21 protein-coding genes are annotated in these 22,984 nt (G+C 47.2%); 4 read left to right on the top strand and 17 right to left on the bottom strand.

All coding sequences use genetic code 11. The features are described from left to right. Positions 1 to 70 precede the first annotated feature (70 nt). The 10 genes from AABA11_RS08935 to AABA11_RS08890 form a co-directional block, all read right to left on the bottom strand. Positions 71 to 391 (bottom strand): aldehyde dehydrogenase family protein, encoded by a 321-nt coding sequence (locus AABA11_RS08935; RefSeq protein WP_338267153.1) that lies wholly within the window; start codon positions 389 to 391, stop codon positions 71 to 73. Continuing rightward, positions 388 to 522 carry a M20/M25/M40 family metallo-hydrolase gene (locus AABA11_RS08930; protein WP_338267151.1) on the bottom strand — a complete coding sequence of 45 codons (135 nt, stop codon included), beginning with the start codon at positions 520 to 522 and terminating at the stop codon, positions 388 to 390. Before AABA11_RS08930 ends, AABA11_RS08935 begins: the two co-directional genes overlap by 4 nt. Positions 523 to 772: 250 nt before the next feature. Beyond that, a complete protein-coding gene (locus AABA11_RS08925; protein WP_338267149.1) occupies positions 773 to 2,218 on the bottom strand; it encodes an aldehyde dehydrogenase in 1,446 nt (481 codons plus the stop codon). A 17-nt stretch (positions 2,219 to 2,235) separates the two neighbouring features. After that, positions 2,236 to 3,021, bottom strand: coding sequence for a coniferyl-alcohol dehydrogenase (locus AABA11_RS08920; protein ID WP_265729813.1), 786 nt, complete (start codon positions 3,019 to 3,021; stop codon positions 2,236 to 2,238). Between the two features lie 10 nt (positions 3,022 to 3,031). Then, a complete protein-coding gene (locus AABA11_RS08915; protein WP_338267147.1) occupies positions 3,032 to 4,036 on the bottom strand; it encodes a branched-chain amino acid ABC transporter permease in 1,005 nt (334 codons plus the stop codon). Further along, positions 4,033 to 4,938 (bottom strand): branched-chain amino acid ABC transporter permease, encoded by a 906-nt coding sequence (locus tag AABA11_RS08910; RefSeq protein WP_338267145.1) that lies wholly within the window; start codon positions 4,936 to 4,938, stop codon positions 4,033 to 4,035. The genes AABA11_RS08915 and AABA11_RS08910 overlap by 4 nt, the downstream gene beginning before the upstream one ends. After that, positions 4,935 to 5,657 (bottom strand): ABC transporter ATP-binding protein, encoded by a 723-nt coding sequence (locus tag AABA11_RS08905; protein ID WP_338267142.1) that lies wholly within the window; start codon positions 5,655 to 5,657, stop codon positions 4,935 to 4,937. The genes AABA11_RS08910 and AABA11_RS08905 overlap by 4 nt, the downstream gene beginning before the upstream one ends. Continuing rightward, positions 5,641 to 6,390, bottom strand: coding sequence for an ABC transporter ATP-binding protein (locus AABA11_RS08900; RefSeq protein WP_265729818.1), 750 nt, complete (start codon positions 6,388 to 6,390; stop codon positions 5,641 to 5,643). Before AABA11_RS08900 ends, AABA11_RS08905 begins: the two co-directional genes overlap by 17 nt. Before the next feature lie 10 nt (positions 6,391 to 6,400). Then, complete coding sequence (locus tag AABA11_RS08895; RefSeq protein ID WP_265729819.1) at positions 6,401 to 7,699, bottom strand: ABC transporter substrate-binding protein; 1,299 nt, start codon at positions 7,697 to 7,699, stop codon at positions 6,401 to 6,403. A 52-nt stretch (positions 7,700 to 7,751) separates the two neighbouring features. Then, positions 7,752 to 9,206 (bottom strand): aldehyde dehydrogenase, encoded by a 1,455-nt coding sequence (locus AABA11_RS08890; protein ID WP_265729843.1) that lies wholly within the window; start codon positions 9,204 to 9,206, stop codon positions 7,752 to 7,754. A gap of 152 nt (positions 9,207 to 9,358) precedes the next feature. Between AABA11_RS08890 and AABA11_RS08885 the strand changes: the two genes are divergently transcribed. Continuing rightward, complete coding sequence (locus AABA11_RS08885; RefSeq protein ID WP_338267138.1) at positions 9,359 to 10,246, top strand: AraC family transcriptional regulator; 888 nt, start codon at positions 9,359 to 9,361, stop codon at positions 10,244 to 10,246. 98 nt (positions 10,247 to 10,344) lie between these two features. On the opposite strand, the gene AABA11_RS08880 is transcribed toward AABA11_RS08885, so the two are convergent. From AABA11_RS08880 to AABA11_RS08870, 3 genes are read right to left on the bottom strand one after another with little or no spacing between them, the layout of a single operon-like run. After that, complete coding sequence (locus AABA11_RS08880; RefSeq protein ID WP_265729821.1) at positions 10,345 to 10,983, bottom strand: ATP-binding cassette domain-containing protein; 639 nt, start codon at positions 10,981 to 10,983, stop codon at positions 10,345 to 10,347. Further along, entirely contained in the window at positions 10,971 to 12,701 is a 1,731-nt protein-coding gene (locus AABA11_RS08875; RefSeq protein WP_338267135.1) for an ABC transporter permease, read from the bottom strand. The genes AABA11_RS08880 and AABA11_RS08875 overlap by 13 nt, the downstream gene beginning before the upstream one ends. A gap of 20 nt (positions 12,702 to 12,721) precedes the next feature. Next, entirely contained in the window at positions 12,722 to 13,933 is a 1,212-nt protein-coding gene (locus tag AABA11_RS08870; RefSeq protein WP_265729824.1) for an ABC transporter substrate-binding protein, read from the bottom strand. A 342-nt stretch (positions 13,934 to 14,275) separates the two neighbouring features. Between AABA11_RS08870 and AABA11_RS08865 the strand changes: the two genes are divergently transcribed. From AABA11_RS08865 to AABA11_RS08855, 3 genes are read left to right on the top strand one after another with little or no spacing between them, the layout of a single operon-like run. Further along, on the top strand, positions 14,276 to 15,418 hold the full coding sequence (locus AABA11_RS08865; protein ID WP_338267131.1) for a succinylglutamate desuccinylase/aspartoacylase family protein: 1,143 nt from the start codon (positions 14,276 to 14,278) through the stop codon (positions 15,416 to 15,418). A gap of 30 nt (positions 15,419 to 15,448) precedes the next feature. Beyond that, positions 15,449 to 17,770 (top strand): ATP-dependent helicase, encoded by a 2,322-nt coding sequence (locus tag AABA11_RS08860; protein ID WP_338267129.1) that lies wholly within the window; start codon positions 15,449 to 15,451, stop codon positions 17,768 to 17,770. Between the two features lie 11 nt (positions 17,771 to 17,781). Then, on the top strand, positions 17,782 to 18,738 hold the full coding sequence (locus tag AABA11_RS08855; RefSeq protein ID WP_338267127.1) for an isopenicillin N synthase family dioxygenase: 957 nt from the start codon (positions 17,782 to 17,784) through the stop codon (positions 18,736 to 18,738). Between the two features lie 83 nt (positions 18,739 to 18,821). Here the strand turns inward: AABA11_RS08855 and AABA11_RS08850 are convergent, their stop codons facing one another. The 4 genes from AABA11_RS08850 to AABA11_RS08835 all read right to left on the bottom strand — a co-directional run bounded on the left by AABA11_RS08850 (position 18,822) and on the right by AABA11_RS08835 (position 22,956). Further along, positions 18,822 to 19,607, bottom strand: coding sequence for a class II glutamine amidotransferase (locus AABA11_RS08850; RefSeq protein WP_265729829.1), 786 nt, complete (start codon positions 19,605 to 19,607; stop codon positions 18,822 to 18,824). Between the two features lie 81 nt (positions 19,608 to 19,688). Continuing rightward, a complete protein-coding gene (locus tag AABA11_RS08845; RefSeq protein ID WP_338267124.1) occupies positions 19,689 to 21,356 on the bottom strand; it encodes a methyl-accepting chemotaxis protein in 1,668 nt (555 codons plus the stop codon). A gap of 308 nt (positions 21,357 to 21,664) precedes the next feature. Then, positions 21,665 to 22,078 carry a phosphoribosyl-AMP cyclohydrolase gene (gene hisI / locus AABA11_RS08840; RefSeq protein WP_265729831.1) on the bottom strand — a complete coding sequence of 138 codons (414 nt, stop codon included), beginning with the start codon at positions 22,076 to 22,078 and terminating at the stop codon, positions 21,665 to 21,667. Next, positions 22,075 to 22,956: a 6-carboxytetrahydropterin synthase gene (locus AABA11_RS08835; protein WP_338267120.1), complete on the bottom strand. Its 882-nt coding sequence runs from the start codon at positions 22,954 to 22,956 to the stop codon at positions 22,075 to 22,077. The genes hisI and AABA11_RS08835 overlap by 4 nt, the downstream gene beginning before the upstream one ends. Between the last annotated feature and the right edge of the window lie 28 nt (positions 22,957 to 22,984).

Raw genomic sequence — 22,984 nt, 5'->3', positions numbered from 1 at the left:
TTTTTAGACTTTGATATGAAGAAAGAGCCTAACATGAGGCTCTTTTGCTGTCTGTGAAAGGCACGAATGGCTACGCAATCCAAATCTGTTGTACGTTGACAAATTCCCTTATGCCTTGCGGGCCAAGTTCACGGCCATAACCGGATTCACCAATCCCGCCAGATGGCAATTTGGGATCGCTTTTTACGATACCGCTTACGGCGATTTGTCCGGATTCTAGGGTTTCAATGGCTCTATCTATGGTCACTTGGCTGCTGCTCCAAATACTCGCGCCAAGTCCGTATTCGGTGTCATTTGCTAGTTCCAGCGCCATTAAATCGGCCAGTTCCTGTTTGTTTTCCCGTAGCGAAACCGCAACGGCTTTTAGCATCGCCGAATTACCTTGTTTCATTCACGCGCACCGTGAAAACCTTCTTCGGCTGGCTGAAAGATAAGTACCACGGGCTGAGGTAACTCTGCTTCAAATTGTTTTAGCCACCGCGCTGTTGCCAACAGAGTCGCGGTATGGCCATTAAAAAACATTAATTTAATCAATATAATGTGAATTTTTTTGCGCGCTAAAAAAGCGCGTAAACGTCCTAAAAATAAGCGTTTCGCCGTCAAATTTATTTTATGAAACCCTTGTTATGTCTAATGATTAGTAACGTAAGGATTGGATGAGATAAAGATTATATATCTAAGGTTTTATATAGAGCTGTTTTTTTAATTGAGCATAAAAATGCCAGTCCATTAAGTAATAGACTGGCTTAGAGTTAATTAAAAAACGGTGTTTTTATATTGGATAATGCTGCTTTGGGTCTTCTATTGTTATCCAGCGTGAATCGGTAAATTCGGCGATGCCCGCTTTCCCTCCAAAACGACCATAGCCAGAATCACCGACACCGCCAAATGGCATTTGTGGTTCATCGCCGACGGTTGGGCCGTTGATATGGCAAATACCGCTTTTAATAGCATTGGCGCAGGCCAGCGCTCGATTAATGTCTTGTGAAAAGACCGCCGCGGATAGGCCATATTCACTGTCATTAGCCACCTTGATCGCTTCTTGATCGCCATTGACGCGAATGATTGACTTGACGGGGCCAAAGCTTTCTTCTGCGTAAATTCGCATGGTTTGGTTTACACCGTCTAACAGTGTTGCTGAGAATATCGCGCCGTCGTTTTCACCGCCGCACACCAGTTTGGCGCCTTTAGAGACAGCGTCATCGATCAGGGCGTGCATTTTATCGGCAACTTCTGGGTTGACGAGAGAGCCTAAAACCACTGCGTCTCTCGGGTTTCCCCATGGTAGTGCTGATGCGCGAGCGACTAATTTTGCCACGAACTCGTCCGCTATCGCTTCATCAACAATGACGCGTTCGGTGGACATACAAATTTGACCTTGGTTCATGAACGCACCAAAAATAGCGGCATTGACCGCCCCGTCTATATCGGCATCCGCCAGTACGACAAGCGGTGCTTTGCCGCCAAGCTCCAGCAAAGCGGGTTTCAGGTTTTCACCCGCAAGGCGGCCGATAATGCGGCCAACAGGGCTAGAACCAGTAAAGTTCACATGACGCACTTCAGGCGCTTCTATTAACGCTTTGACGATGCTAGCCGCATCGCTTGGGTCGTTCGAAATAAGATTTACAACGCCAGCGGGGAAGCCCGCTTCTAAAAAACAATCGATGATTAAGCGGTGGGTAAGGGGGCAAAACTCCGAGCTTTTTAGAATCACAGTATTGCCGCAGGCTAAAGGTGTCGCAATGGCTCTGGCGCCTAATATAATGGGTGCATTCCATGGTGCCATAGCCAAACACACGCCTTTGGGTTTATTCACTGACATGGCCAATGTTCCCGGTTTGTTCGATGGGATCACCTCGCCTCCCATTTGTGTGGTCAAAGCGGCGGCTTCACGGATATGCCCAGCGGCCAGCATCACGTTAAAACCAGCCCAAGGTCCAGTTGCTCCGGTTTCGGTGATCATGGCCGCAATAAACTCCTCTTGTTTAGCTTCCATAATTTCTGCCGCTTTGTTGAGTAAGTGGCGACGTTCAGCCGGACCCGATTGCGCCCAAGCAGGGAAAGCGTTGTGCGCGGCTTTGGTCGCTGTCTTGACATCTTCCAGCGTGGCGGCCGCTGAGGTCGAGGCGACTTGTCCTGTGACAGGGTCAAGTCGATGATATTCTTTGTGGTTACTGGCTGTTAGGTCATTTCCACCAAGGCTTAATAAAACAGTCATGGTATTTCTCCTTGTTTTTATAGATTCAATTCTTCAATGGTTACGGAGGCTTCTAATCCTCCATCTGTTGCGATGTTGTTTCCGTTAATCCAGCGTGCAGCATCTGAGCAGAGGAACAAAATAACCGGCGCAATATCGGCGGCGGTACCCGCGCGACCCACTCGTTCTACGTCTGAATTGACTCGTTTATCACCAAGAACCTGACGGAACTGGGTCAAAATAGGTGTTTCGACAGGGCCCGGTGACACGGCATTGACGCGAATGTTGCGTGATTTAAACATGGGTTGATGAGCCGCGAGCATGGTCCAAACCAAGAGTATTTCTTTGGAAATAGGGTAGCCAAGCTCGTTTGGTATAGAAAAGTCTTTTAATAATTGTGTGGAATCTGGAAAGCCATTTAACTTGGCGATTGCAGCGGCGCGTTGGGCGTTTTGTCGCCATCCAAATCCGGCCATGGACGCTACGTTAATGATGCTTCCACCAGTACGAATCTTGGTTGCTAAGCCTTCAGAGAGTGCTTTCAGCCCAAAAAAGTTAATAGCAAGCGTAACCGCTGCGCCAGCCGTTCCTGATACACCCGCGACATTGCATAGCGCGTCAATACCATTAGGTAGGGCGTTGATAATTTGATCAACACCGCTTTGGTTTGAAATATCGCCTTGTAAAAACGTGCCGATATGGTGAGCAGGCTTTACCACATCAATACCGATAACATCAGCGCCCATTTGAGCGGCCAGTTCTGCGGTGCGTTGGCCAATTCCACTGGCGACACCCGTAACAACGATGGTTTTACCAAATAGCATGATGATCTCCTTATTTGTGTTTTGAATGAGTGTCAGATATCAGCCCTGTGACCTGGTAACCCACAGGAATTAAGGTGATACCTAAACGAGTTTCAATCGCTCCCCAAATACCTTTTGGCAGGAATAGAGAGCACAACATAGCAACCGCACCTAAACCAACGAGGTACCAAACCCCTGTGGCCGCAAACCAAGTTTCCACGGCGAAAAACAGCAGAGCGCCTAAAATGGCACCTTCAAAGCGACCTAACCCACCAACCAGCACCATGAAAATCATGTAGGCTGTCCATTGCACTGAAAAGTAGGTTTTAGGTTGAAAGGATGAAGCTTGTGCCAGCCATAAAGCACCCGCCAATGCGGTGCCAAATGCGGCGAAAATGAAGAACCATTTTTTGACTTTTTCAGCGTCTACGCCGATCGAATCAGCAGCCTCTTCATTGTCACGTATGGCTTGCATGGCGATACCTGCTTTGGAGCGCAGCACGTAAAACAATCCTAGCAATAGTCCTGACATGCCGATCAATGCGGCCAAGTAAATGAACTGACGACGGTGTTCAATGGAATACTGATTGAGTGCGATCAGTGAGATGCCTGTTTCGCCTTGAATCAAGGGGTCCAGGTTAACCAACAAATGCCCAATGGAAGCAAGTACCCACATGCCGATCGCAAATTCACCAGCTTTCAGCCGCAGCATAAAGCTCGAAATCGGCCAACTGAGCAACCCAACTAAGCAGGCTGCCATCAACAGCGCGACAAAAGGGGATACGCCCATATTAGTGATGCGAATTGTGGCGTACGCGCCCAAACCAAAAAACAACTGTTGGCCAATCGATATCAGACCGCCAAAACCAGCCAGTGTGTTCCACATGGCGGCCATGATGATGTAAATGAACAGCACCGTAAGCCTTTCTATTGCATTATCGGAAGCAATAAAAGGAGCTAGGATCAGCAAAATGAAAACGATGACCACAACAGATAACGTCATTTTTGAATAAGCATTAGAGCGTTGTATTTTCATGCGGCGTTTTCCTTTTCATTGCGTTTAGAGAGCCAATGTTTTAGCGAAAAAACATCACTATTGAAGTAAATTCGAGCAAACAAAAAGATCAAAAACATGAAATGGCCACCCAGTAAAAAACCCTGAGGATGAATAAGCGCCCCGATGCTTTGTGCAATGGCAAGAATGATTCCGCCCATAAATACGCCCCATAGGGAGCTTGCGCCGCCAATGATGGTGGCTTCGAAAGCGAACAAGAGTTGGGGGCCGCCAGCGTAAGCATCAAAGGTGCCTCTTAACCCCAGTGCTGTGCCAGAAATGGCCACTGTCATCATGGCGATGGCGGCGGAAATACCGGCTATTTTCCGAGCATCAATGCCAACCAATCCCGCTGTGTCAGGGTCAAATGCGGTGGCTCTTATTTGGCGGCCAAGCGGTGTAAAGCGCAGAATAAGATCCAATCCACCAATGATCACGATAGCCGTTATCAAGACAATAACGGGCAGTTTGCCAATCCATAAGCCGAATACTTCATACGATTCCCAGCTTAAATCGCCAAGATAAGGCGACAAAGAACGAGTATTCGCCCCAAATTGTTGGAACAATAAATTATCAATGACGATGGCGAGGCCAAAGGTGGTTAATACGGGAAGTAACTCTCCGCCTTTGGTGGCTCTTTCTAAGATTACCCGTTGTAGCAGTAATCCGATGATGGCCATGATAGGAAGAATCATCAACACACTGATAAAAGGCGACAGCGCCAAGGCATCTGTGATTTCCCATACTAGGTAAGCGCTCAAAATTGCCAATGACCCATGCGCTAAATTAATGATGCGCATAACTTGGAACATAAAGGCCAGTCCACAGGCGATTAAAGCGTAATAACCGCCGAGCAATATGGCTTGTACCAGACTGTTCATCATTGTGATGCCTCCTGGTGTTTCGATTGCTGTAGACCGAAATACGCGTGGGTAATTTCTTCTTTGTTGGTATCACTCGTTAGTTTGTCGAGGACAATTTTGCCTTCTAACATGCAAATCGCTCGGTGAGAAAAACGAATAGCACGTTCTAAATCTTGTTCTACCAGCAAAATAGTCGTACCTGCGTCTTTCAGACTGTCGATGGAGGCATAGACCTGATCAACGACCAGAGGCGAAAGACCTAGACTGACTTCGTCTAAAATCAAACAGTCAGGGTTCGACATAAGCGCACGGCCAATGGCAGTGGCTTGTTGTTCGCCGCCAGAGAGGTTGCCTGTTTTGGCATGGCGACGTTTGACCAGATTGGGAAAGGTGGCAAAAATCCGTTCTATGCTCCAATCACCTGAACGCTTAACCGTGGTGCCTAGTAAGAGATTCTCTTCCACCGTCATGTCTGCAAACAAACGGCGGCCTTCTGGCACCAATGACAGCCCCTGTTTTACGCGCGCACTGGACGAGGTCGTGGTCACATCGTGTTGTTTGAATGACACCCTTCCTGAATGGATCGGCAGTGCGCCTGCTATGGCTCTTAGTAAAGTGGATTTCCCCGCACCATTGGCACCGATAAGTGACACAATATCACCTTGGTCAATGTTCATTGACACGCCTTGTACAGCACGAAACTGGCCGTAGCGCACGTCTAAATTACTCACCGACAGCATGGTCTGTACCTCCCATATAGGCTTTCATTACTTGTTGATTTGACATCACGTCGTGAGGGTCGCCCTGAGCAATAATGCGACCGCTGTCCATGCAAATGAGTGTTTTTGCAACACGGAGCAGGATATGGACAATGTGCTCGATCCAGACAATGCCAATGCCACGTTCGCGTAGGGTGAGAATGGTATCAACGAGCTGCAAGGCTTCAGCATCAGTAAGACCTCCACCAATTTCATCCAGAAACAGCAATGTTGGCTGCGTAGCTAACGCGCGGGCGAGTTCTAATCGTTTGCGATCAAGCAGTCCGATACTGTCGGCTTCACGGTTTGCTAAGGGCAACATGCCGCATAAGGTGATGGATTCAAGGGCAATGTCATAGGCCGCTTCACGATTGTTTGTCGCCGAATGAATCGCCGCTACGAAGACATTCTCGAAGACACTAATGCCCGAAAAGGGTTTTGGAATTTGATGTGTTCTGACCAACCCTTGCTTGGCTCTTTCACGAGCAGGCAATGAGGTAATGTCGTGGTTGTTGAGAATGATCTGGCCGCTTGTGGGAGCTTGAGCGCCAGACAAAACACTGAGTAGTGTCGATTTTCCTGCGCCATTGGGTCCAACGATGCCAATGGCATCGTTGGTGTCCATAGAAAAATCAATCCCATTCAGTACTTGCACGCTCGCGAAGGATTTGTGGATCCCGGTTGCTTGTAGTTGTGAATATGGTGTTTGTATCACGTTGTTGCTCCTATTTAGCATTGTACTGAAGCAACTTATGCGTGACGGGAACGTTAGGATCGGTGACGTTTTCTGTAATCACGTAATCAAGCTTGAATTTCCCTGTTCCCTTAACCCACTGGGCGCCAATAATTGGGCCGGAGGCGACGTTCGGAACTGGGCCAGAAGTGAAATCCACTTGACCGCCAATGGTCGTTACATTCAGTTTGGCAATGGCGTCACGTACTGAGGTGCGCGATAGTGGATTGGTCGATTGTTTCAACGCTTCTGTGCCTGCATCAAGCAGCGACAAGGTGGCACCTAACTGTTGTGTCCACTGTTCGCCGGTTTCTGTCTCCCACATGTTGGCTAATTGTTCGCCATTCAATCCAGTTAAGGGAGAGGTGTATGGGAAGGTTTTATGCCAATAAGCGGCAGAGGCAATTTTCGGTCCCAGTGAGCCTAGCACCTCAATATCCGCAGGGAATAAACCAGTTTTTGCAATTTGAATGATTTTGACTTGGCGGTGTAAGCCCTGTTGCGCGGCTTGTCGCCAAAAAGCGGCAAAGTCCGGTGGAATCGGGAAAGAGTTAATAATCTCAACGCCTTCTCGTTTAAATAAGGCTATTTGGCTCGAAAAGTCAGACGTGCCGGTTTCATACGCGCCTGGGTCGATGATGGTGTAGCCGGCGTTTGCAAGACGCGGAGCAAGAACCGCACGAATCGCATTTCCGTCGGCATCGTTAGGATACATAACGCCCACTTTTTTATTGGTGTCGATCAGAGACCACTGGGAAATGTAAGTGCGATAAAACTCCCCCGCACCGAAGCCAAAGTGATACGTCCATTTGAATGGACTTGCTTCACCTGGTTTTGCTCCTCGACCGTAGTACCAAGCTTCCCAAGGCATAACTGTGGACATAAATGGAATGCCTGCAGCCTCACTGGCATCCGCTACGGGGTTGATGACTTCAGGAGTCGAGATGGCCAACATCAAGTCGACATCTTGGTTAATTAACTCCTTTGCCAATTGCGAGGCACGAGCTGGATCCGATTGGCTATCACGATCAATGATTTCAACCTGATAATGTTTACCACCGACGGTCATGCCACTGGCTAAGGCTTGACGAGCTTGCTTTAAAATAAAACCATCGGTTTTACCAAAACTGGCCAATGGGCCGGTTCTTGGGCTGATAAACCCAATGCGGATGGTGTCATCGTCTACGGCAGCGTATAACTGACCAGACAAGATGACACCGCCTGCGATGGCTGTGCAAATGGCTAACTTCGCCAAATTTGGCGCGAACGGAGCTAGTAGACGTGCTTTCATAAGAACCTCTTTTTATTGTTGTGGTTTTAAATGATAGGGAGTGGAGTGAGTGTTAGGGTGGGGCGACCGTGATCCAGCGCACTTCGGTGAATTCGTCCACGCATGCGTCACCACCAAAGCGGCCGTAACCACTGGATTTAAGCCCGCCAAACGGCATCGCGGGGTCGTCTTTGACGGTGGCGGAATTAATGTGGCACATGCCGGATTCCAGCTGATTTGCCATGCTTCTGGCAAGCGCCAGATCGCGAGTAAAAATGGCAGCCGCAAGGCCGTATTCACAATTATTCGCGACGGTAATGGCTTCTTCTGGTGAATCAACTCGGTATATTCCTGCAATGGGCCCAAAGCATTCTTCCGAGTAAATTCGCATCATGGGAGTAATGTGGTCTAGCAGCGTTGCGTCAATAAACTGGCCTCTACGCTGGGTGCCTGAAATGAGAGTGGCTCCTTTGTCTAGCGCATCTTCAATCAGTGCAGACAACCGCGATGCGATAGAAGGGCTGGCAACCGGGCCAAGTTTAACGCCTTTTCGACGAGGGTCGCCTGAGACCAGCTCTGCAACCATACCTTTTAAAATGCCGATAAATTCTTCAGCGATGGCTTGTTCGACAATAATTCGGTCTGTTGCCATGCAGATCTGACCTTGATTTAAAAACGCACCGTAAACGGCTTCTTTGGCCGCTAATGGTAAGTCGGCGTCTTTTAATACGATCAGCGGCGATTTACCACCCAGCTCTAAGAGACAACGCTTGAGATGTTGTGCCGCCAGCCCCGCAATGACTTTCCCAATGCGAGTTGAGCCTGTGAAATTAACGCGTCGTATTGATGGGTTGGCAATCAAACTCGCAATCACTTCTTCTGAATGTTCTGGCGCATTGGTCATCACCGAAATAACCCCTTTTGGAACGCCAGCTTCGTTCAGTACTTCCGCTATTAGCGAATGCGTTGCAGGGGACAATTCAGAGGCTTTAAGAATAACGCTGTTGCCAAAGGCCAATGGGAAGACGACCGCACGCATGGCCAGCACAATTGGTGCATTCCAAGGCGCAATAGCAAGGCATACGCCAACGGGTTGGCGGACAGTATAAGAATCGGATGCTTCATCGATAGGGCGAATGGTCGGGTATTTCAGTGCGAGCGCCACCGCGGCTTCAATCGCTTCGCCCGCTACTTTGATATTGAAATCGACCCAGTCATTAACCGCGCCAATTTCTTTGAGCATTAATTGAGCAAAGCGATCTCTGTATTTTGGCATGAGTTGTTTAGCACGACGCAGAATGTTAGCACGCTCGGTGACGTCGGTAGTTGACCATTTTGAAAAGTTAGCCGCCGCTACGGCTGCCATGTGCTCAGCGTCTTCTGCACGACCGGATGCCGCGCGAGAGGCTACCAAATCGGTACTTGGGTCTAACCTATCAAAATAGCCACCAGCCATGGCTGGGGTGAATTCGCCACCAATGAATAAGTTCACCTCAGGGGTTATCGATAGGTCTGTGTTGTTGTACATAATGCTCAAAATTTCACCTTGCCGTTATTAGATTTGTTATCGGTCGATGAGTAACCTTTAAGAGATTAACAGCTATCTTTCCTATCAACATGTTAAATTATGGCTTAATCTTGTTAAATTCTGGTTTATTTGGTGATTTATAAGGGAATACGATGTTGACGAATATCATTGGCTCGATGGTGCGGTTTGAGTCTATTCAGCCCGGTTTACAATCTAGAGTATTCAGTACGGGCAATGACAATTTTTCTGACTTCAATTTGATCGGCCTCATTCAGAGAGGCGAGGCGACCGTATTGATGGAAGAAAGGCATCCGGTATTAGAGTCTTCAATTTTCTGTATTCCGCATAAAAAAAACGCCAAGGTATTGGTGCCTGCAGGCAGTCAGGTGTGGTTGTTAGGCTATCGAGATGAGCTTGGTTCTTTGGTGACAGGTTCGGACTTGGACAGCGCTAAATTAGAAACCTTGATGCGACAGTTCACCATCACATCTTGCTCAAAGCAGGATATAGATGACGAGTTTTTGCCGCTGCTGAGGTTGTTAAAGGCTGAGATCTCTTCAGCCAATAAGCGCTCACGTACGGTGATTTGTTCGATTATCCGTGTGTTGCTGATTGGCATTTATCGACTGAGTAATATCGAATCCATTCGATTGACGCATTCTCCTGATGAGCTGGTGTTGCAACAGTTCCGTCAACTTGTTGAAGTGGAATATCGAAATAGAAGATCGGTATCTTACTATTGTCAGGAATTGATCATGACCTACGATCGGCTGCACGCCATTTGCCAGCGCAACCTGAAAAAGTCGCCTTTACAACTGATTAATAACCGAGTGTTAATTGAAGCCACGTCGAGGCTAAAAAAATCAGCAGGGTCGATACAAGCCATTGCAAATGATTTGGGCTACAGCGACGGCAGTCAGTTTAGTCACTTTTTTAAGAAAGAAACGGGCATTTCACCTAGCCAGTTCAAGCGTAATCACACAGAAAAAGACGTCATTAAAAACGGCGAAAATCCCCCTGATTTTTCAGATTGGCCATGAAGGCAGTAGGTGATTGTCCTTATACATCGTTTGTGAATGTTGTTCTTATGTGGACGCATCTGGTGATGCGTTTTTCACTATTGTTTTTTTGGGTTTGGTTAAATAGCCTCTTTTTTTAATTCCAAACAGTCCCCTTCCATGGCTTTCGCATCTTCAGGATCGTGTGTGACCAGCAGCGCGGGTATGTTGGCTTTTTGTATTTCACTAAGTACGAAGGCTCTTACGTCACGTCGTAGGGCTGGGTCGAGCTTGCTGAAAGGCTCGTCCAAAAGCAGATAGTCGGGTTTGGAGAGAAGTGTGCGGAGCAGGGCAACGCGGGCTTGTTGTCCGCCGGAAAGCGTTTTCGGTAAAGCGTTGGCTTTGTCGGGAATGCCGAGTTTTTCCAAGGCGTGTTGCGCCATGTCTATTCGTGCCGATTTTTTGATGTCGGCAGGGATGGCAAAGAGTAGATTTTCCATGATGCTCATGTGTGGAAACAACAAAGGCATCTGTTGCAATAAACCGACTTTTCGATCTTGGGTGGCTTTTGTGTGTAAGGCGTGGTCGTTTAAAAAGGCCTCACCTGTGATGGTCAAATTTGGTGACATTGAGCCGCTGAGAAAGTGCAATAGACTGGATTTGCCAATGCCGCTTGGCCCCATGATGGACAAGACTTGGCCATTGGCAATCTCGAAGCTTAGGTCTTTGATGAATGTCTTGCCGTCCAATGACAGAGAGAACGCGTTTACACTGAGCACGATGTATTCCTTTTGCTAAACACCTTTTTTAATGCCAGTCGCCATTTTGTCCAGCGTGGCGGAATGAACTGTGCGAGCCAAAATACCATGATGGGAAAGAACGCTTGCAGCATGGCCATGCTGCCGACTTGTTTTCTATCGCCCGATGCAGCTTGTGCCACGGCTTCTGTTGTTAACGTGCTGTAGCGGCCTTCACCGGCAATAAGAGTGGGTAAATATTGGGCAATGCTGACGGAAAAACCAATCGCAAAGGCGGTGAATATAGCGGGTTTTAGCATGGCGATTTTGACCGAGAGATAGTTTCGCCAAGGTCGATTATTCAGCCGATTGGCTTGCCATAAGTATTCTTCATTGTAGGCCAAATAGGGGCCTTTTAGGGTTAGATACACATAAGGCAAAACGTACATTAAATGCAGGGCAATAATGGCGCACAGGTCGCCATTAAGGTTCAGATAAATCAGCAGCACATGCAAACCAAACAAAAAGCCAATTTGGGGCAAAAGAATAGGCACATAAATCAGCCAATCGAATACTTGCTGTTTGCCATGGTCGGCGGAGTGAGAATGGCGTTTGGTTTCCAGCATCACAAGGCTAATCACGCACGCCATGAGAGTTGCCACTAAGGCAATGGTTAGCGTATTTGATGTGAGTTCCATCAGCAGTGGTGTGGCGCGGTCGATATTATCCCATGTCCATTGGCTTGGTAATGCATCGGGAAAACGCCAGCGACGAGTAAGCGACCAAATCGGCAGCAAAGCCAGAGCCACAAAGGCATTTAGCAAGGCGAATATACCTAGAACAACTCCCAATCTGAGCACGCTGTCAGTTAAACCAAAGCGCTTGCCATTACTGCGTTCGGCACGAGTTAAGCGGCTAAACAACAAGTGCGAGAGTTCCCAGCCCGCCAATACAACAACAATGACTAGCATAAGAGTAACTGCGCCAGCGCTGGCCATTAATCGCATGGATAAATCAGGATCGTTAAACCATCGTAATAATGTCACCGCCAGCGTTGACGGTGTGTTGGGGCCGATCACCAAAGCCAAATCCACTACAGTCAAACTAAAGGCAATGACGATGAAAATAGGCAAACGAATAATTGGATATAACTGAGGAATTAACACCTTGCGCCACAAGGTAAAGCGGCTGTAACCGAGGGCTTGGCCGACTTGTAAGCTTTTTTGCGCCTTGATGCTTTTCATCGTGGCGAGCATGACGAATAAAAGATAAGGCATTTCTTTGACGACCAAGGCAAGAATCAACGATATCCCATAAGGGTCTTGCACAGTAATCCAATTAGGCGGCCGATCAAACCCTGTCAGCCAAGGGCTAAATATACGCACCAACCAGCCCGATGGACTTAATAGAAACAACAAGCCAATGGCAATAGCGGCGTGGGGAATCGCCAGAATTGGCGACAGCAGTGCTTCAATTTTGCGGAAAAACGGTCGTTGATAACCCCAAGCCAATAGCGACAGAGCGAACCAAAGGGCGAGCAGAGGCGCGGCAATTCCCGTTATGAGAGTGAGTTTTACACTGGCGTAAAATTCCCCTTGGCTAAACAAGTCACGCCAAGGGGAGAGAGAAAGGTCGTATTCACCAAGGGGCGGAAAATACGCAAACGCAGGAAGCAATGTGCCGATCAAACCAATGGCAATGGGAAGTACCAATAACAGACTAATTATCCCAGTGATCCATTTCGCGTGTTTTAACGGCATACTACTTCTTATCTTGCTAATTATTGTGCGTAACGCTTACGCCACTCTTTTTCTAGAGCATCCACCCAACTACTGTGTGGTTCCGGTAATGTTCTACCCAGCTGCTCAATGCTTAAGGTGGCAATGCCGCGAGGCAAGGCATCGAACGCTGCTTGATCTTTCGCGCTCAGCGTTGTGTAAGATAAAACACTTAAATCGCCCCAAATGGTCGGCGTTTGTTTTTTGATTTGTGCTTCTGGTGACAACATAAAGTTGGCAACGACTTGAGCGCCGGCTTTCGCCCCGCTGTTATAAGGAATCGCTAAAAAATGCGTATTACCAATTGTGCCGCCAGTAAACACATAAGAGCGAACTGTGTCGGGTAAATTGCCTTTGTCTATCTGAACCGATGCAGCGGACACGTCAAAGCTCAGTGCAACATCTATTTCTTGGTCATCCAACAAGCGCATCATTTCTTCTGAGCTGGAGGGAAAGGTTTGGCCATTGCGCCATGCAACTTGGTGAAGCTGATCTAAGTACGCCCATAAAGGGGCGGTGATCTTGTCAAAGTCGACACTGTCGGCCGGTTGAGCCAGCGCTTTTCTATGCGGTGTTAATTCGTACAGTGCCTGTTTTAGAAAAGTCGATCCAAGAAATTGCGGAGGCTCAGGGTAAGTGATGCGTCCCGGGTGTTCTTTCGCGTAGCTTAGTAATTCGGCAATGGACTTAGGTGGCGTGTCTAACGTGGCGGTGTCATGCATAAAGATAACTTGCGCCATTCCCCAAGGCGATTCCATACCGTCGACGGATGTACCGAAATCACGAGTGAGACTTTTGTGCGCGTAGGCGTCTACGTAGGTTTTGTAGTTAGGCAGTGTTTCTGAGAAGGGGCCGAACAGCAAATTGTTGTCTTTCATAGCGCGAAAGTTTTCGCCATTGATCCAGATAAGGTCAATCGAACCTTGGGTGTTTTTCCCTGCGGCTTTTTCAGCCAATACGCGATTGACTGCGTCTGATGTGTCGGTCAATTTTACTTGTTTTAACGTCACATCGTACTCTTCTTTAATACGATCGGCGGCCCATTGAATGTAATCGTTAATGTTGTCGGCTCCACCCCATGCATTGAAATACACAGTTTGGCCCTTGGCTTTATTAAGTGTGTCCTGCCACGTCTGAAGCGAGCTGGCTTGGGTAGAAACGCTAGCTAGCATACAGCTGGCTGCAACCGTCGCCGCGATTAACGATTTTTTCATTCCTTTCTCCTAATGTTTTGTTTTCAATTGACCCCCTCCCAGCCTCCCCCTTAACAGGGGGAGGAGCTAAGTGCAATTTAGCATCCTCCCTTATTTAGTTTGGGGAGGAGCTAAGTACAATTTAACCTCTTCCCTTATTTAGCTTGGGAGGAGTTAGTATGTTTTCCCTCCCCTTATGTCTTTCAAGGGGCTAGGGTGGGGTTGTCGTTATTAGACGTAAGTTAATAGCAATTTATTACAGAACCTTTTCTTTAAGGAATTGTTTTTTATTAAGAATGGGTTTTAGCGTACCATGTGCTGGCTAAAATTGGGCGAGTGTTTCAGTGGATTATGCGAGGTGTTATGTCTTATCAAATTTATTCTCATGTTTTACCAAGCGCGACACCGGGCACCCAGCGAATTTTAAAGGCGCACCATTTTGGCGAGACTGGTGCGCGGCCGAAGGTGTATTTTCAGGCGGGATTGCACGCCGACGAATGGCCGGGCTTTTTGGTACTGAATACCCTGTTGAGAAAGCTGAAGAAAGCCGATGACGCAGGCTTGATTCAAGGTGAAATTGTGATCGTGCCTGTCGCAAACCCGATTGGTTTGGCGCAAAACTTTCATGGCTATATTCCTGGTCGCTTTGCGTTTTCTGATGGCGGTGGCAATTTTAACCGCAACTGGCCACAGTTAGGCGCAAAAGTTGAGAAGCGCATCAAAGGGGATGTGACGGGGGATATTGAAAGCAATATTGACCTGGTTCGCCAAGCGATTCACGACGAGTTGGTGTTGTTGCCAGAAACCACCGAGCTGCAAGGCATGAAGAAAACGCTACTGGCTTTGTCTATGGACGCCGATGAAGTGCTCGACCTGCATTGTTCTGGGGAAGCCAGTATGCACGCCTATGTGGCGCAAGAATTTGAAAGCCACTTTAAGCCATTATTGGCGTTATTAGGGGCGAAAGTCGGTTTGTCTGAACTGGAAACCGGCGCAGCGTCTTTTGACGAAACCAATGTCAGTGTGTGGCGCGATTTAAAAGCCCATTATGCCCATTTAATTCCTTGGGGCAGCCGTTCATTGACACTTGAGTTGCGCGGTGAAAACGACATTTCCAACGACTTTGCAGAACAAGACGCGCAAGCGCTGTTTGATTATTTGGTGTTGCGTGATGTGATTTCTGGGAAAGCGCCAGTGATTGATGACAGCGATGTCGAATATTACCCATTAGACGCTATGGATTTAGTGAAAGCGCCGTGCGCCGGCATTGTTTGTTATCACAAAGCCATTGGCGACGAAGTAGAAGAAGGCGAGGTGATTGGCGAAGTCGTGAACCTAATGGACGATGACGTGGAAACCTCCAGTTACCCGCTGATTGCGCGCACCAATGGCGTATTTTTTGCGCGAGTGCAACGACGTTTAGTCGTATGTGGCGAATCTATTGCTAAGATCGCCGGCAGAGAGCATCTTGCGTTTCGTGAAATTGGCCATTTATTTGAAGACTAGTGCTTCGAAGATTCATAAGGCAAGACTATTTTGATACAAGCACAACCTAACATCGAGTCAACCACCTCGTTAACAGACGAACAACATTGTGTGGTAGCTCATGACCTCATTTCGCCAGCAAAAGTCATTGCGGTCGCGGGGGCAGGTAAAACAACGACGTTAATTTCTCGTATTGAGCATTTGTTAGCACAAGGCGTGGACCCGTCTCACATTGGCGTGTTTATGTTTAACAAAAGCGCCCAAGAAGAGTTTTCTGAGCGTTTAAGTAAGCGACTCATGGCGGCGGGGCATTTGCGTTCCCCGAGCGTGATGACCTTTCATGCCTTTGGTATGAAGTTCTGTCGACGCTTGGAGCAGCAAGGTTGGCTGACTTCTGCGAAGTTGGTCACCGACGATTTTAGCTTGGTGAAAATGTTGCGCGAAGCCTTGCAACGTTTGGTGCGAAGTGGCGAGAAAATTGCGATTTTGGACGAGAAAGAGTGGCTTGAAGACGTGCTGTTATTTGTTGATCAAGTCAAAGCCTCCGATCAACCAGCACAAATCGTTTTTGAGGCTTTGGGTTGGTCGAAAGAACGTAAGTTTTTCCCTGCCCTTTATGACGAATTAGAGAAGCTGCGCAAGCGCAATAACATACGTTTCTTTGCCGATTTACTCAGCGATCCTTACGAATTAATCAGCGAATTAGACGACGCGGAGCGCGTGAGAGTGCGTGGTTTGGTGCCGGATTTTCGTTACCTGTTGATTGACGAATTTCAAGACATTAACCCTTGCCAATATGAATTGCTCAAATTGCTTTATCCTGCACCTTGCCAATGGATGATTGTCGGCGATGTGCAGCAATGTATTTACGAATGGCGCGGTGCCAGTCCAGACATTATGGCCACGCAATTTGACCAAGACTTTGCCAACGTGGCGACGTATCCATTAAGTACCAGCTTTCGTTTTGGCCATGCGGTTGGTCTCATGGCGTCGAGTGTCATTAGCGAAAACGATCCTGACGCCTTAGTAATCGGGGCGGGTGAGCGTACGCGAGTGTCTTTTGCTCGCGCTCCGAAGACGGGCAAAGCTCTGTTGGGCGAGCTGAAATCTTGGGTTGATGAAGGTCGTGCATTGAGCGACACCGCGGTGTTAGTGCGCTTGTACAGCGACATGGTGCCAGTGCAACTCGCCTTGATGCACAAAGGCGTACCGTATCAATTGCATGGCGATTCTCCGTTGTTGGAAAATCGCCAAATTCGCATGCTAATGGCGTACCTTGCCGTGATTGCTGGCGGTTTGGAAAGTCCAAGTGTTTTTTTTCATCCAGATGACATTGAGTATTTGCTGACGGTGCCGAGTCTTGGTGGTTCCATGGCGCAGCGTAAAACCTTGATTCAACAAGCCAAACAATCTCCGCATTTATTGCCGCAAATTATTGAATCGGTTGCGGACGCTACTGAAGGTTGGCGAGCGAAAAAACTCTACGAACGTGCTGATTGGTTACGCAGTTTAGCTGACGCTTATAATAAGCAGTATCGCACTGATCCTGGGCAAGGTTTGGCGCATACGTTGGAAAAGTTGGGCATTTATCGCTACTTCGAAAGCACCAGCAGCAAAGACATTCAGACCCAAGAAAAAATCGCGACCTGCGATGCGTTTATGGCGTATGTACGAGGTGTTGGCGGTGACGCGAAATCGATTTTGGAGCAACTGGCGACCTTAAATGAAAAGCAAACAGACGACAGTCATGGCGTGCATTTGATGACGATTCACAAGTCGAAAGGCTTGGAGTTTGATCAGGTGTTGTTGTCTGGCTTACAGGAAGGGCGTTTTCCGTATTATGACGAGGATTTAAGCGCCATAGACAAGCAAGCCTCCAGTGATTTGGCTTCTGAACGGCGTTTGTTTTATGTGGCGATTACCCGTGCCAAACAGAAGTTAGTCTTGCTTGAATCCCCAAGCACTGACGAGCATAAACGCATGAAGCAAGGCGATATTCCTCGTGCTGCGTTAAAGAGTTTGTCTTTGTCGCGTTTTGTTTTTGAAGCTCAGCCGTATGCCGTCAGTCGTATCTGTGAGGCGTGGTATGCTGAAGACACTGGCACACCAATTGCTACGGAAAAAGGCGCCGTGTTTCAGCGTTATTTGCGTGCCGTTGATCCTTCGCCGTCCTTGACCTTTCGTCATCGAGTTGAAGGAAAAAGTGCATTGCAGCCCGGAGACAAGGTGCGCCACGATCAATTTGGGCAAGGTATTGTTGTCCGACAAGAGCGTGACGATAAACAAATGATCTTTGTGGATTTTGGTGAGGTGGGTTTAAAACGCTTCAACCCTAAGCACACACAACTTATAAAAATATCTTCCAGAGCTTAAGGAACGCATGAATGTCTATTCCATTGATCGACTTATCTAAACTGACCCATGACAGCGGTGCCATTCGTCAAAGTGAAATTAACGCGTTAGACAAAGCGTGTCGTGAAATTGGCTTCTTTTATTTGACCAATACTGGCATTTCGAGCGAATTGATGGCCGCACTGATGCGAGAAGCCAAGCGCTTTTTTAATCAGCCACAAGACGCGAAAAATGCCATTGATATTAAAAGCAGTGTGAATCATCGAGGGTATGGCAATATCGGTGAAGAGCAACTGGATGAAATTGGCCATGCAGATTGGAAAGAAACTTTTGATATGGCCTTGGATTTTCCAAAAGATCATCCTTTGGTTGCAAAATACCCAACCATGTATGGGCCAAATCAGAACCCAAGCGACCCTAAAACCGTTGAAGTGTTGCAGGATTATTATGTTGAAGCTTTTCAGGTGGCTCAAAAATTGTTGACCGCTATGGCGCAGGCTTTGTCTTTGGAAGACGATTTTTTCACCCGCTGCTTTAAAGATCACGTTACGGTTTTGCGCATGATTCATTATCCACCACGTCCAGCCAACGACCATGACAATGGCGCAGGAGCGCATACCGATTACGGTTGTGTCACCTTGCTGTTACAAGATCAGATTGGTGGCTTGCAAGTCAAAAATCGCCAAGGCGAGTGGGTCGATGCGACGCCAATCGACAACGCTTTGGTGGTGAATATTGGCGATCTGATGCAACGCTGGACCAATGATGAATACGTCTCCACTGCACACAGAGTGCGAGCCTCATTGCCTGACGTGCATCGTTACTCGTTTCCCTTTTTTGTGGAGCCGGATTACGAAACGAATGTTGAATGTGTGCCGAGTTGTGCTACTGCTGATGCACCAGCAAAATACAATGCCATCTTGAGCGGTGACTGGATTCAGTCTCGTTTTGACGCCACGTATGCTTACAGAGAGAAAGAGCCTGTTTAATTAAAGCGACCGGGCAAGGGGGCGTAACGATGTCGCTCAATGATATAAAAGATAATTTTATTATTTAAAGCATAAAATGACCGCTAGGCGGTCATTTTTAATAATTCAGTCAAAGGTTGAATTTGATACTCTTGACCTTTTATCTTCGCAATGTGTCCTGCTGGCACTTGCGTCCAGCTGTCGCTCGAGTGATCGAGAGGCTCTGAACCAATCACAATGTGCTTTTCAAACTGTTTGCAGTACAGGCTAGGAGCGTGTTCGTCGCTGGAGAAGCGAATGGCCGTGATTTCTTCGCCGTCTGAAAATACCGCTGTAAATCGCAAGGGGTCTTGTATTTTCTTTTGTTTCATCATGTCGAGAATTTGTGCCAAGGTTGTTTCAATGGCTTGTTCTGGTTTTTGCTCTAATCCATTGGCGATCATGAGCAGGAAGATGACTTCCGAATCGGTTGCGCCATGCCGATGGTTGTAAAGGTGTTCTGGGATCAAACGATCCAGTTGCCAGCGCAACGATTCGTAACCGCCAATTTGACCGTTATGCATGAATAGCCAGTTTTTGTAACTGAAAGGGTGGCAGTTCGAGCGGTTGGTCTCTGTTCCTGTAGAAGAGCGAACGTGCGCGAAAAATAAGCCACTTTTAATGTGTCTGGCTAGGCTTTTTAAGTTGCTGTCACTCCAAGCCGGTAACACCTCGTGGTATAAGCCGGGCTCTTCTCGTTCATCGTACCAGCCTAAGCCAAAGCCATCGGCATTGACCGTGACTTCGGATTTTCTCGCGCTCAGGCTTTGATGAATTAAAGAATGCTCTTGTTTGAAAAGCAACGATTCAAGGTAAACAGGATCACCCTGATACGCCATCCAACGACACATGATTTTCTCCTAAAAATGAAAGCAGTCATAAAAAAGGGGGAAGTAAAGACTTCCCCCTTAAGGTGGTAATCCATGCAGTTACTATACTTTAAAGTAACTGATTTTCTCCGACAATTGTGTGGCTAACGAAGCCAGCTGTCCAGCGGAGTTGCTAATAGAATGGATGGATTTTGTTGTGCGTGACGTGATCTCGGTAATATTTTCCACATTGCGGCTGACGTCCGCCGTAACCGACGCTTGTTCTTCTGCTGTGGCTGAGATTCGGTCGTTCATGTCGCGAATTTTAGTGACAGACTGATTGATGTTTCGCAATGACTCTTCCTCGTGTTTCACTTGGCTTACCGCATCAGTTGAGCGCTGGTGACTGGAGGTCATTGCCTTCACCGCAGAGCTGGTACCGCTTTGCAATAAGGTGATCATTTTTTCGATTTCTTGGGTCGCATTTTGCGTGTTTTGTGCAAGGTGTCTGACTTCGTCTGCCACTACCGCAAAGCCACGCCCTTGTTCGCCTGCTCGAGCGGCTTCTATGGCAGCGTTCAATGCGAGTAAATTTGTCTGTTCTGCAATGCCCAAAATCACATTCAAAATGTTACTGATTTCTTTGGTGTTAGATTGCAATTCGTTAATAGTGGACGCTGAACTGGCAATTTCAGATGCTAGTTCTTGGATGCTGTTGATCGTCTTCGTGGCAATGGCGGTGCCTTCATTTGCAGCACTTTCGGCACTGTGCGCCGCTTGACTTGCGTCCGTGGTCGCTTCTGAAACATGTACCGCTGTGGATTGTATTTCTTGTATTGCCTGCGAAATGAAATTGGTCTCTTCTTGTTGGCGTTCGACCATTTCAGATGATTCATCTGTTATTTTGTTTAGGTCATTGGCTGCCTTGGTCAGCATAGTGCTGGACTCGGCAACATCATGCAAAATACTGCTTAGCTGGATCACTAATTTGTCCATGGCTGTTTCTAGCATGCCGATTTCATCTTTACGCTTGCTTGCTACTTTTGATTTGACCAAGTCGCCTGACGCAATTTCTTCTGCTCTGCGAACCGCACGAATGAGCGGACGGCAAATGCCGTTAACAATAACAATGCTGACAATAATGCCGATGATAATAAGTGCCGCAGCAAGTCCACCGCTAGCGTATATGGTTTGGTCTAATTTGTGGTTTTGAATGTCAGCAACGGCGGTGCTGTAATCATTAATGGCTGCAATAATGTCTTCCATTTGTTTATTAACCGCTATCAGGCTTTCGTCTGCCGCGCGGCGAGATTTGTTGGCTTTTAATGTATTTAATTTAACCCACCAGCTGTACGTTTCGGTGCTGGCCTCTAGGAAGATGGCTTGCTGCTCTTCTAGAGCCGTGATCTGAGTAAATAGATTATCCAGCCCATCATGCACTGGCATGGTGGCTAAAATGTTTTTGACATTTTCAATGCTGGTAAGAAGCTCTGCGGTATAAGTGGTAAATTTATCGGAGGATTCTGTGATTTGCTCAACGCCATATCCCCCAATGGATTTAGCAATGGATACTTGAAAAAAACCGCGTTCAAACTCTACGGATTGTTGTAAAAGAAGTTGACGGCTTTTTTCTAGGTTTTTGACGAGTTGTAAGCTTTGCGAAGAAAGGCTTTGTAGCTCGGACGAAACAGATTTACTGGTTAGTGCAGAGCTAACGCTCACGCCGATGATCACTAGCGAAAACAGAGCAATGAGAGAAAGTATTTTTGTTCTTACGGACAGATTCAACATAGCTAATCCAATGAATAAGAGTGGAAGTCAATGGCTATTGATCAGCAATAGTTATGCCAATTAAGTTACATTACTTTACGGAAATAACATTTATTTATAGCTCTTAGAAAGCGTGAGCTTTTGGGGGGAGCATGTTGGCAATAGTGCAGAGTGCTCCAGAAAGAGTCATCTATTTTGTTATTTTATTGACCGCTTTTCCTGCTCTTAATGTGCAAGAAAAGAAGTCTACTCTTAAGATAGCGTGAAAGGTTAGCAAAAGCCTAGTGCTATTTTGTTGGGATGCTCTATTTTTGTGCGTTTTTTTGCAACTATTTGTTTTTTTCTGGGGCAGTACTGATAACGACATCTTTCCCATCAACGGTAAAAAAGAAGCAATCCCGACGGTTGGTGTGGCAGGCAGGGCCTTTTTGATCAACTTTTATCAAGATGGCATCGCCATCGCAATCAAATGACATAGACACTAATGTTTGGCGGTGCCCAGAACTTTCGCCTTTGCGCCAGTAAGTTTGGCGTGAACGAGACCAGTAACACACTTGCCCCGTTTCTAATGTTTCACGAATGGATTTCTCATTCATGTAGGCAAGCATTAACACTTCACCAGTATCGTGCTGCTGCGCAATGGCGGCGATCAAACCATGTTCGTCTGTTTTTAAATTGGCTAATACCGTGTCTAGCGATAACTTTTCGCCTTGAGCGAGGTTCTCGTACTCTTTTAAGCTCATACTCTTGCCTTTACTTTTTCTGAAATTGCGCCTTTACCAATACCCTCAAAACCGTGAGCTTCAATGTGCACACCTGGATTCTCTTCTGCTAATACATCGGCAATGTGTGCGGAAAGCGATTCAACCGTGGTATCGCAATCCAGCATGTAAACCTGATTACTGTCTATTTTTAGCTCAAACAAACCTTGCTGGCTGGTATAACTGAAACAGTGATAGCTCACGTCGTTTTCAGTCGCTTGGCTTATCAAGTCTTCTTGTGTACCTAAATAGATGTCTTCCCAACGTTTTGCCCAATCGTGTTCCATTGCCGCATTACGTGCGCCATCGGCGTAAATCTCTACCGTAGAGCGATGACCGTGAGCAATACGTTGGCAGTTACCTGCGTGCTTCTTCAAACCATGGCTGTATTGATACTGCGCGCCAGCGATGTGCTCTGGTGTAAAACGCACGCTAACGGCTTCTAACTCCGCTGGCAGCAGATTAAGAATTTGTGACTCAACCCATTTAGCCGCCGCTTCTGGTGTGATTTCTGTCATGGGTAAAACGCAAATAGCCTGAGTTGGCGCATCGCATTGAAACACACGCTTGTCGTCAGCGGCTTCTTTACTGTGATCAAAATGAAAAGAAACACGATCACTAGCCAATGACGTGAGAGTAGATCCGTTGTGCACGGCAGGAATCGCCAGCATGTGATCGATATTGTCATCCAGCCATTTTTTGATTTGTTTTTTCACGATACTGAAATCACAAATCATGCTTTCATCGTTTAATTTGCCGGTCAGTACAATGTCTGTCTGCCAGCTTTCGCCCAACAAACCACGCTTGGCGTCAAAGTAGGAAAAATCCACGTGGGTTAGGTTTTTTACAAATAGCTTCAACTCGCTACTCCTATGATTCTTAATGGCG

Origin of the sequence: Marinomonas pontica, from assembly GCF_036322735.1 — a bacterium.
In the GTDB taxonomy this organism is placed as follows: domain Bacteria; phylum Pseudomonadota; class Gammaproteobacteria; order Pseudomonadales; family Marinomonadaceae; genus Marinomonas; species Marinomonas pontica.
Note: the sequence above shows the minus strand (reverse complement) of the source record. Positions and strands in the feature narration are given on the sequence as shown.

Coding starts and splice junctions, on each gene's coding strand:
- AABA11_RS08925 (WP_338267149.1), bottom strand. CDS start 2,218: ATGACTGTTTTATTAAGCCTTGGTGGAAATGACCTAACAGCCAGTAAC.
- AABA11_RS08910 (WP_338267145.1), bottom strand. CDS start 4,938: ATGATGAACAGTCTGGTACAAGCCATATTGCTCGGCGGTTATTACGCT.
- AABA11_RS08870 (WP_265729824.1), bottom strand. CDS start 13,933: ATGAAAAAATCGTTAATCGCGGCGACGGTTGCAGCCAGCTGTATGCTA.
- AABA11_RS08905 (WP_338267142.1), bottom strand. CDS start 5,657: ATGCTGTCGGTGAGTAATTTAGACGTGCGCTACGGCCAGTTTCGTGCT.
- AABA11_RS08920 (WP_265729813.1), bottom strand. CDS start 3,021: ATGCTATTTGGTAAAACCATCGTTGTTACGGGTGTCGCCAGTGGAATT.
- AABA11_RS08885 (WP_338267138.1), top strand. CDS start 9,359: ATGTTGACGAATATCATTGGCTCGATGGTGCGGTTTGAGTCTATTCAG.
- AABA11_RS08865 (WP_338267131.1), top strand. CDS start 14,276: ATGTCTTATCAAATTTATTCTCATGTTTTACCAAGCGCGACACCGGGC.
- AABA11_RS08875 (WP_338267135.1), bottom strand. CDS start 12,701: ATGCCGTTAAAACACGCGAAATGGATCACTGGGATAATTAGTCTGTTA.
- AABA11_RS08895 (WP_265729819.1), bottom strand. CDS start 7,699: ATGAAAGCACGTCTACTAGCTCCGTTCGCGCCAAATTTGGCGAAGTTA.
- AABA11_RS08850 (WP_265729829.1), bottom strand. CDS start 19,607: ATGTGTCGTTGGATGGCGTATCAGGGTGATCCTGTTTACCTTGAATCG.
- AABA11_RS08890 (WP_265729843.1), bottom strand. CDS start 9,206: ATGTACAACAACACAGACCTATCGATAACCCCTGAGGTGAACTTATTC.
- AABA11_RS08915 (WP_338267147.1), bottom strand. CDS start 4,036: ATGAAAATACAACGCTCTAATGCTTATTCAAAAATGACGTTATCTGTT.
- AABA11_RS08845 (WP_338267124.1), bottom strand. CDS start 21,356: ATGTTGAATCTGTCCGTAAGAACAAAAATACTTTCTCTCATTGCTCTG.
- AABA11_RS08930 (WP_338267151.1), bottom strand. CDS start 522: ATGTTTTTTAATGGCCATACCGCGACTCTGTTGGCAACAGCGCGGTGG.
- AABA11_RS08855 (WP_338267127.1), top strand. CDS start 17,782: ATGTCTATTCCATTGATCGACTTATCTAAACTGACCCATGACAGCGGT.
- hisI (WP_265729831.1), bottom strand. CDS start 22,078: ATGAGCTTAAAAGAGTACGAGAACCTCGCTCAAGGCGAAAAGTTATCG.
- AABA11_RS08935 (WP_338267153.1), bottom strand. CDS start 391: ATGAAACAAGGTAATTCGGCGATGCTAAAAGCCGTTGCGGTTTCGCTA.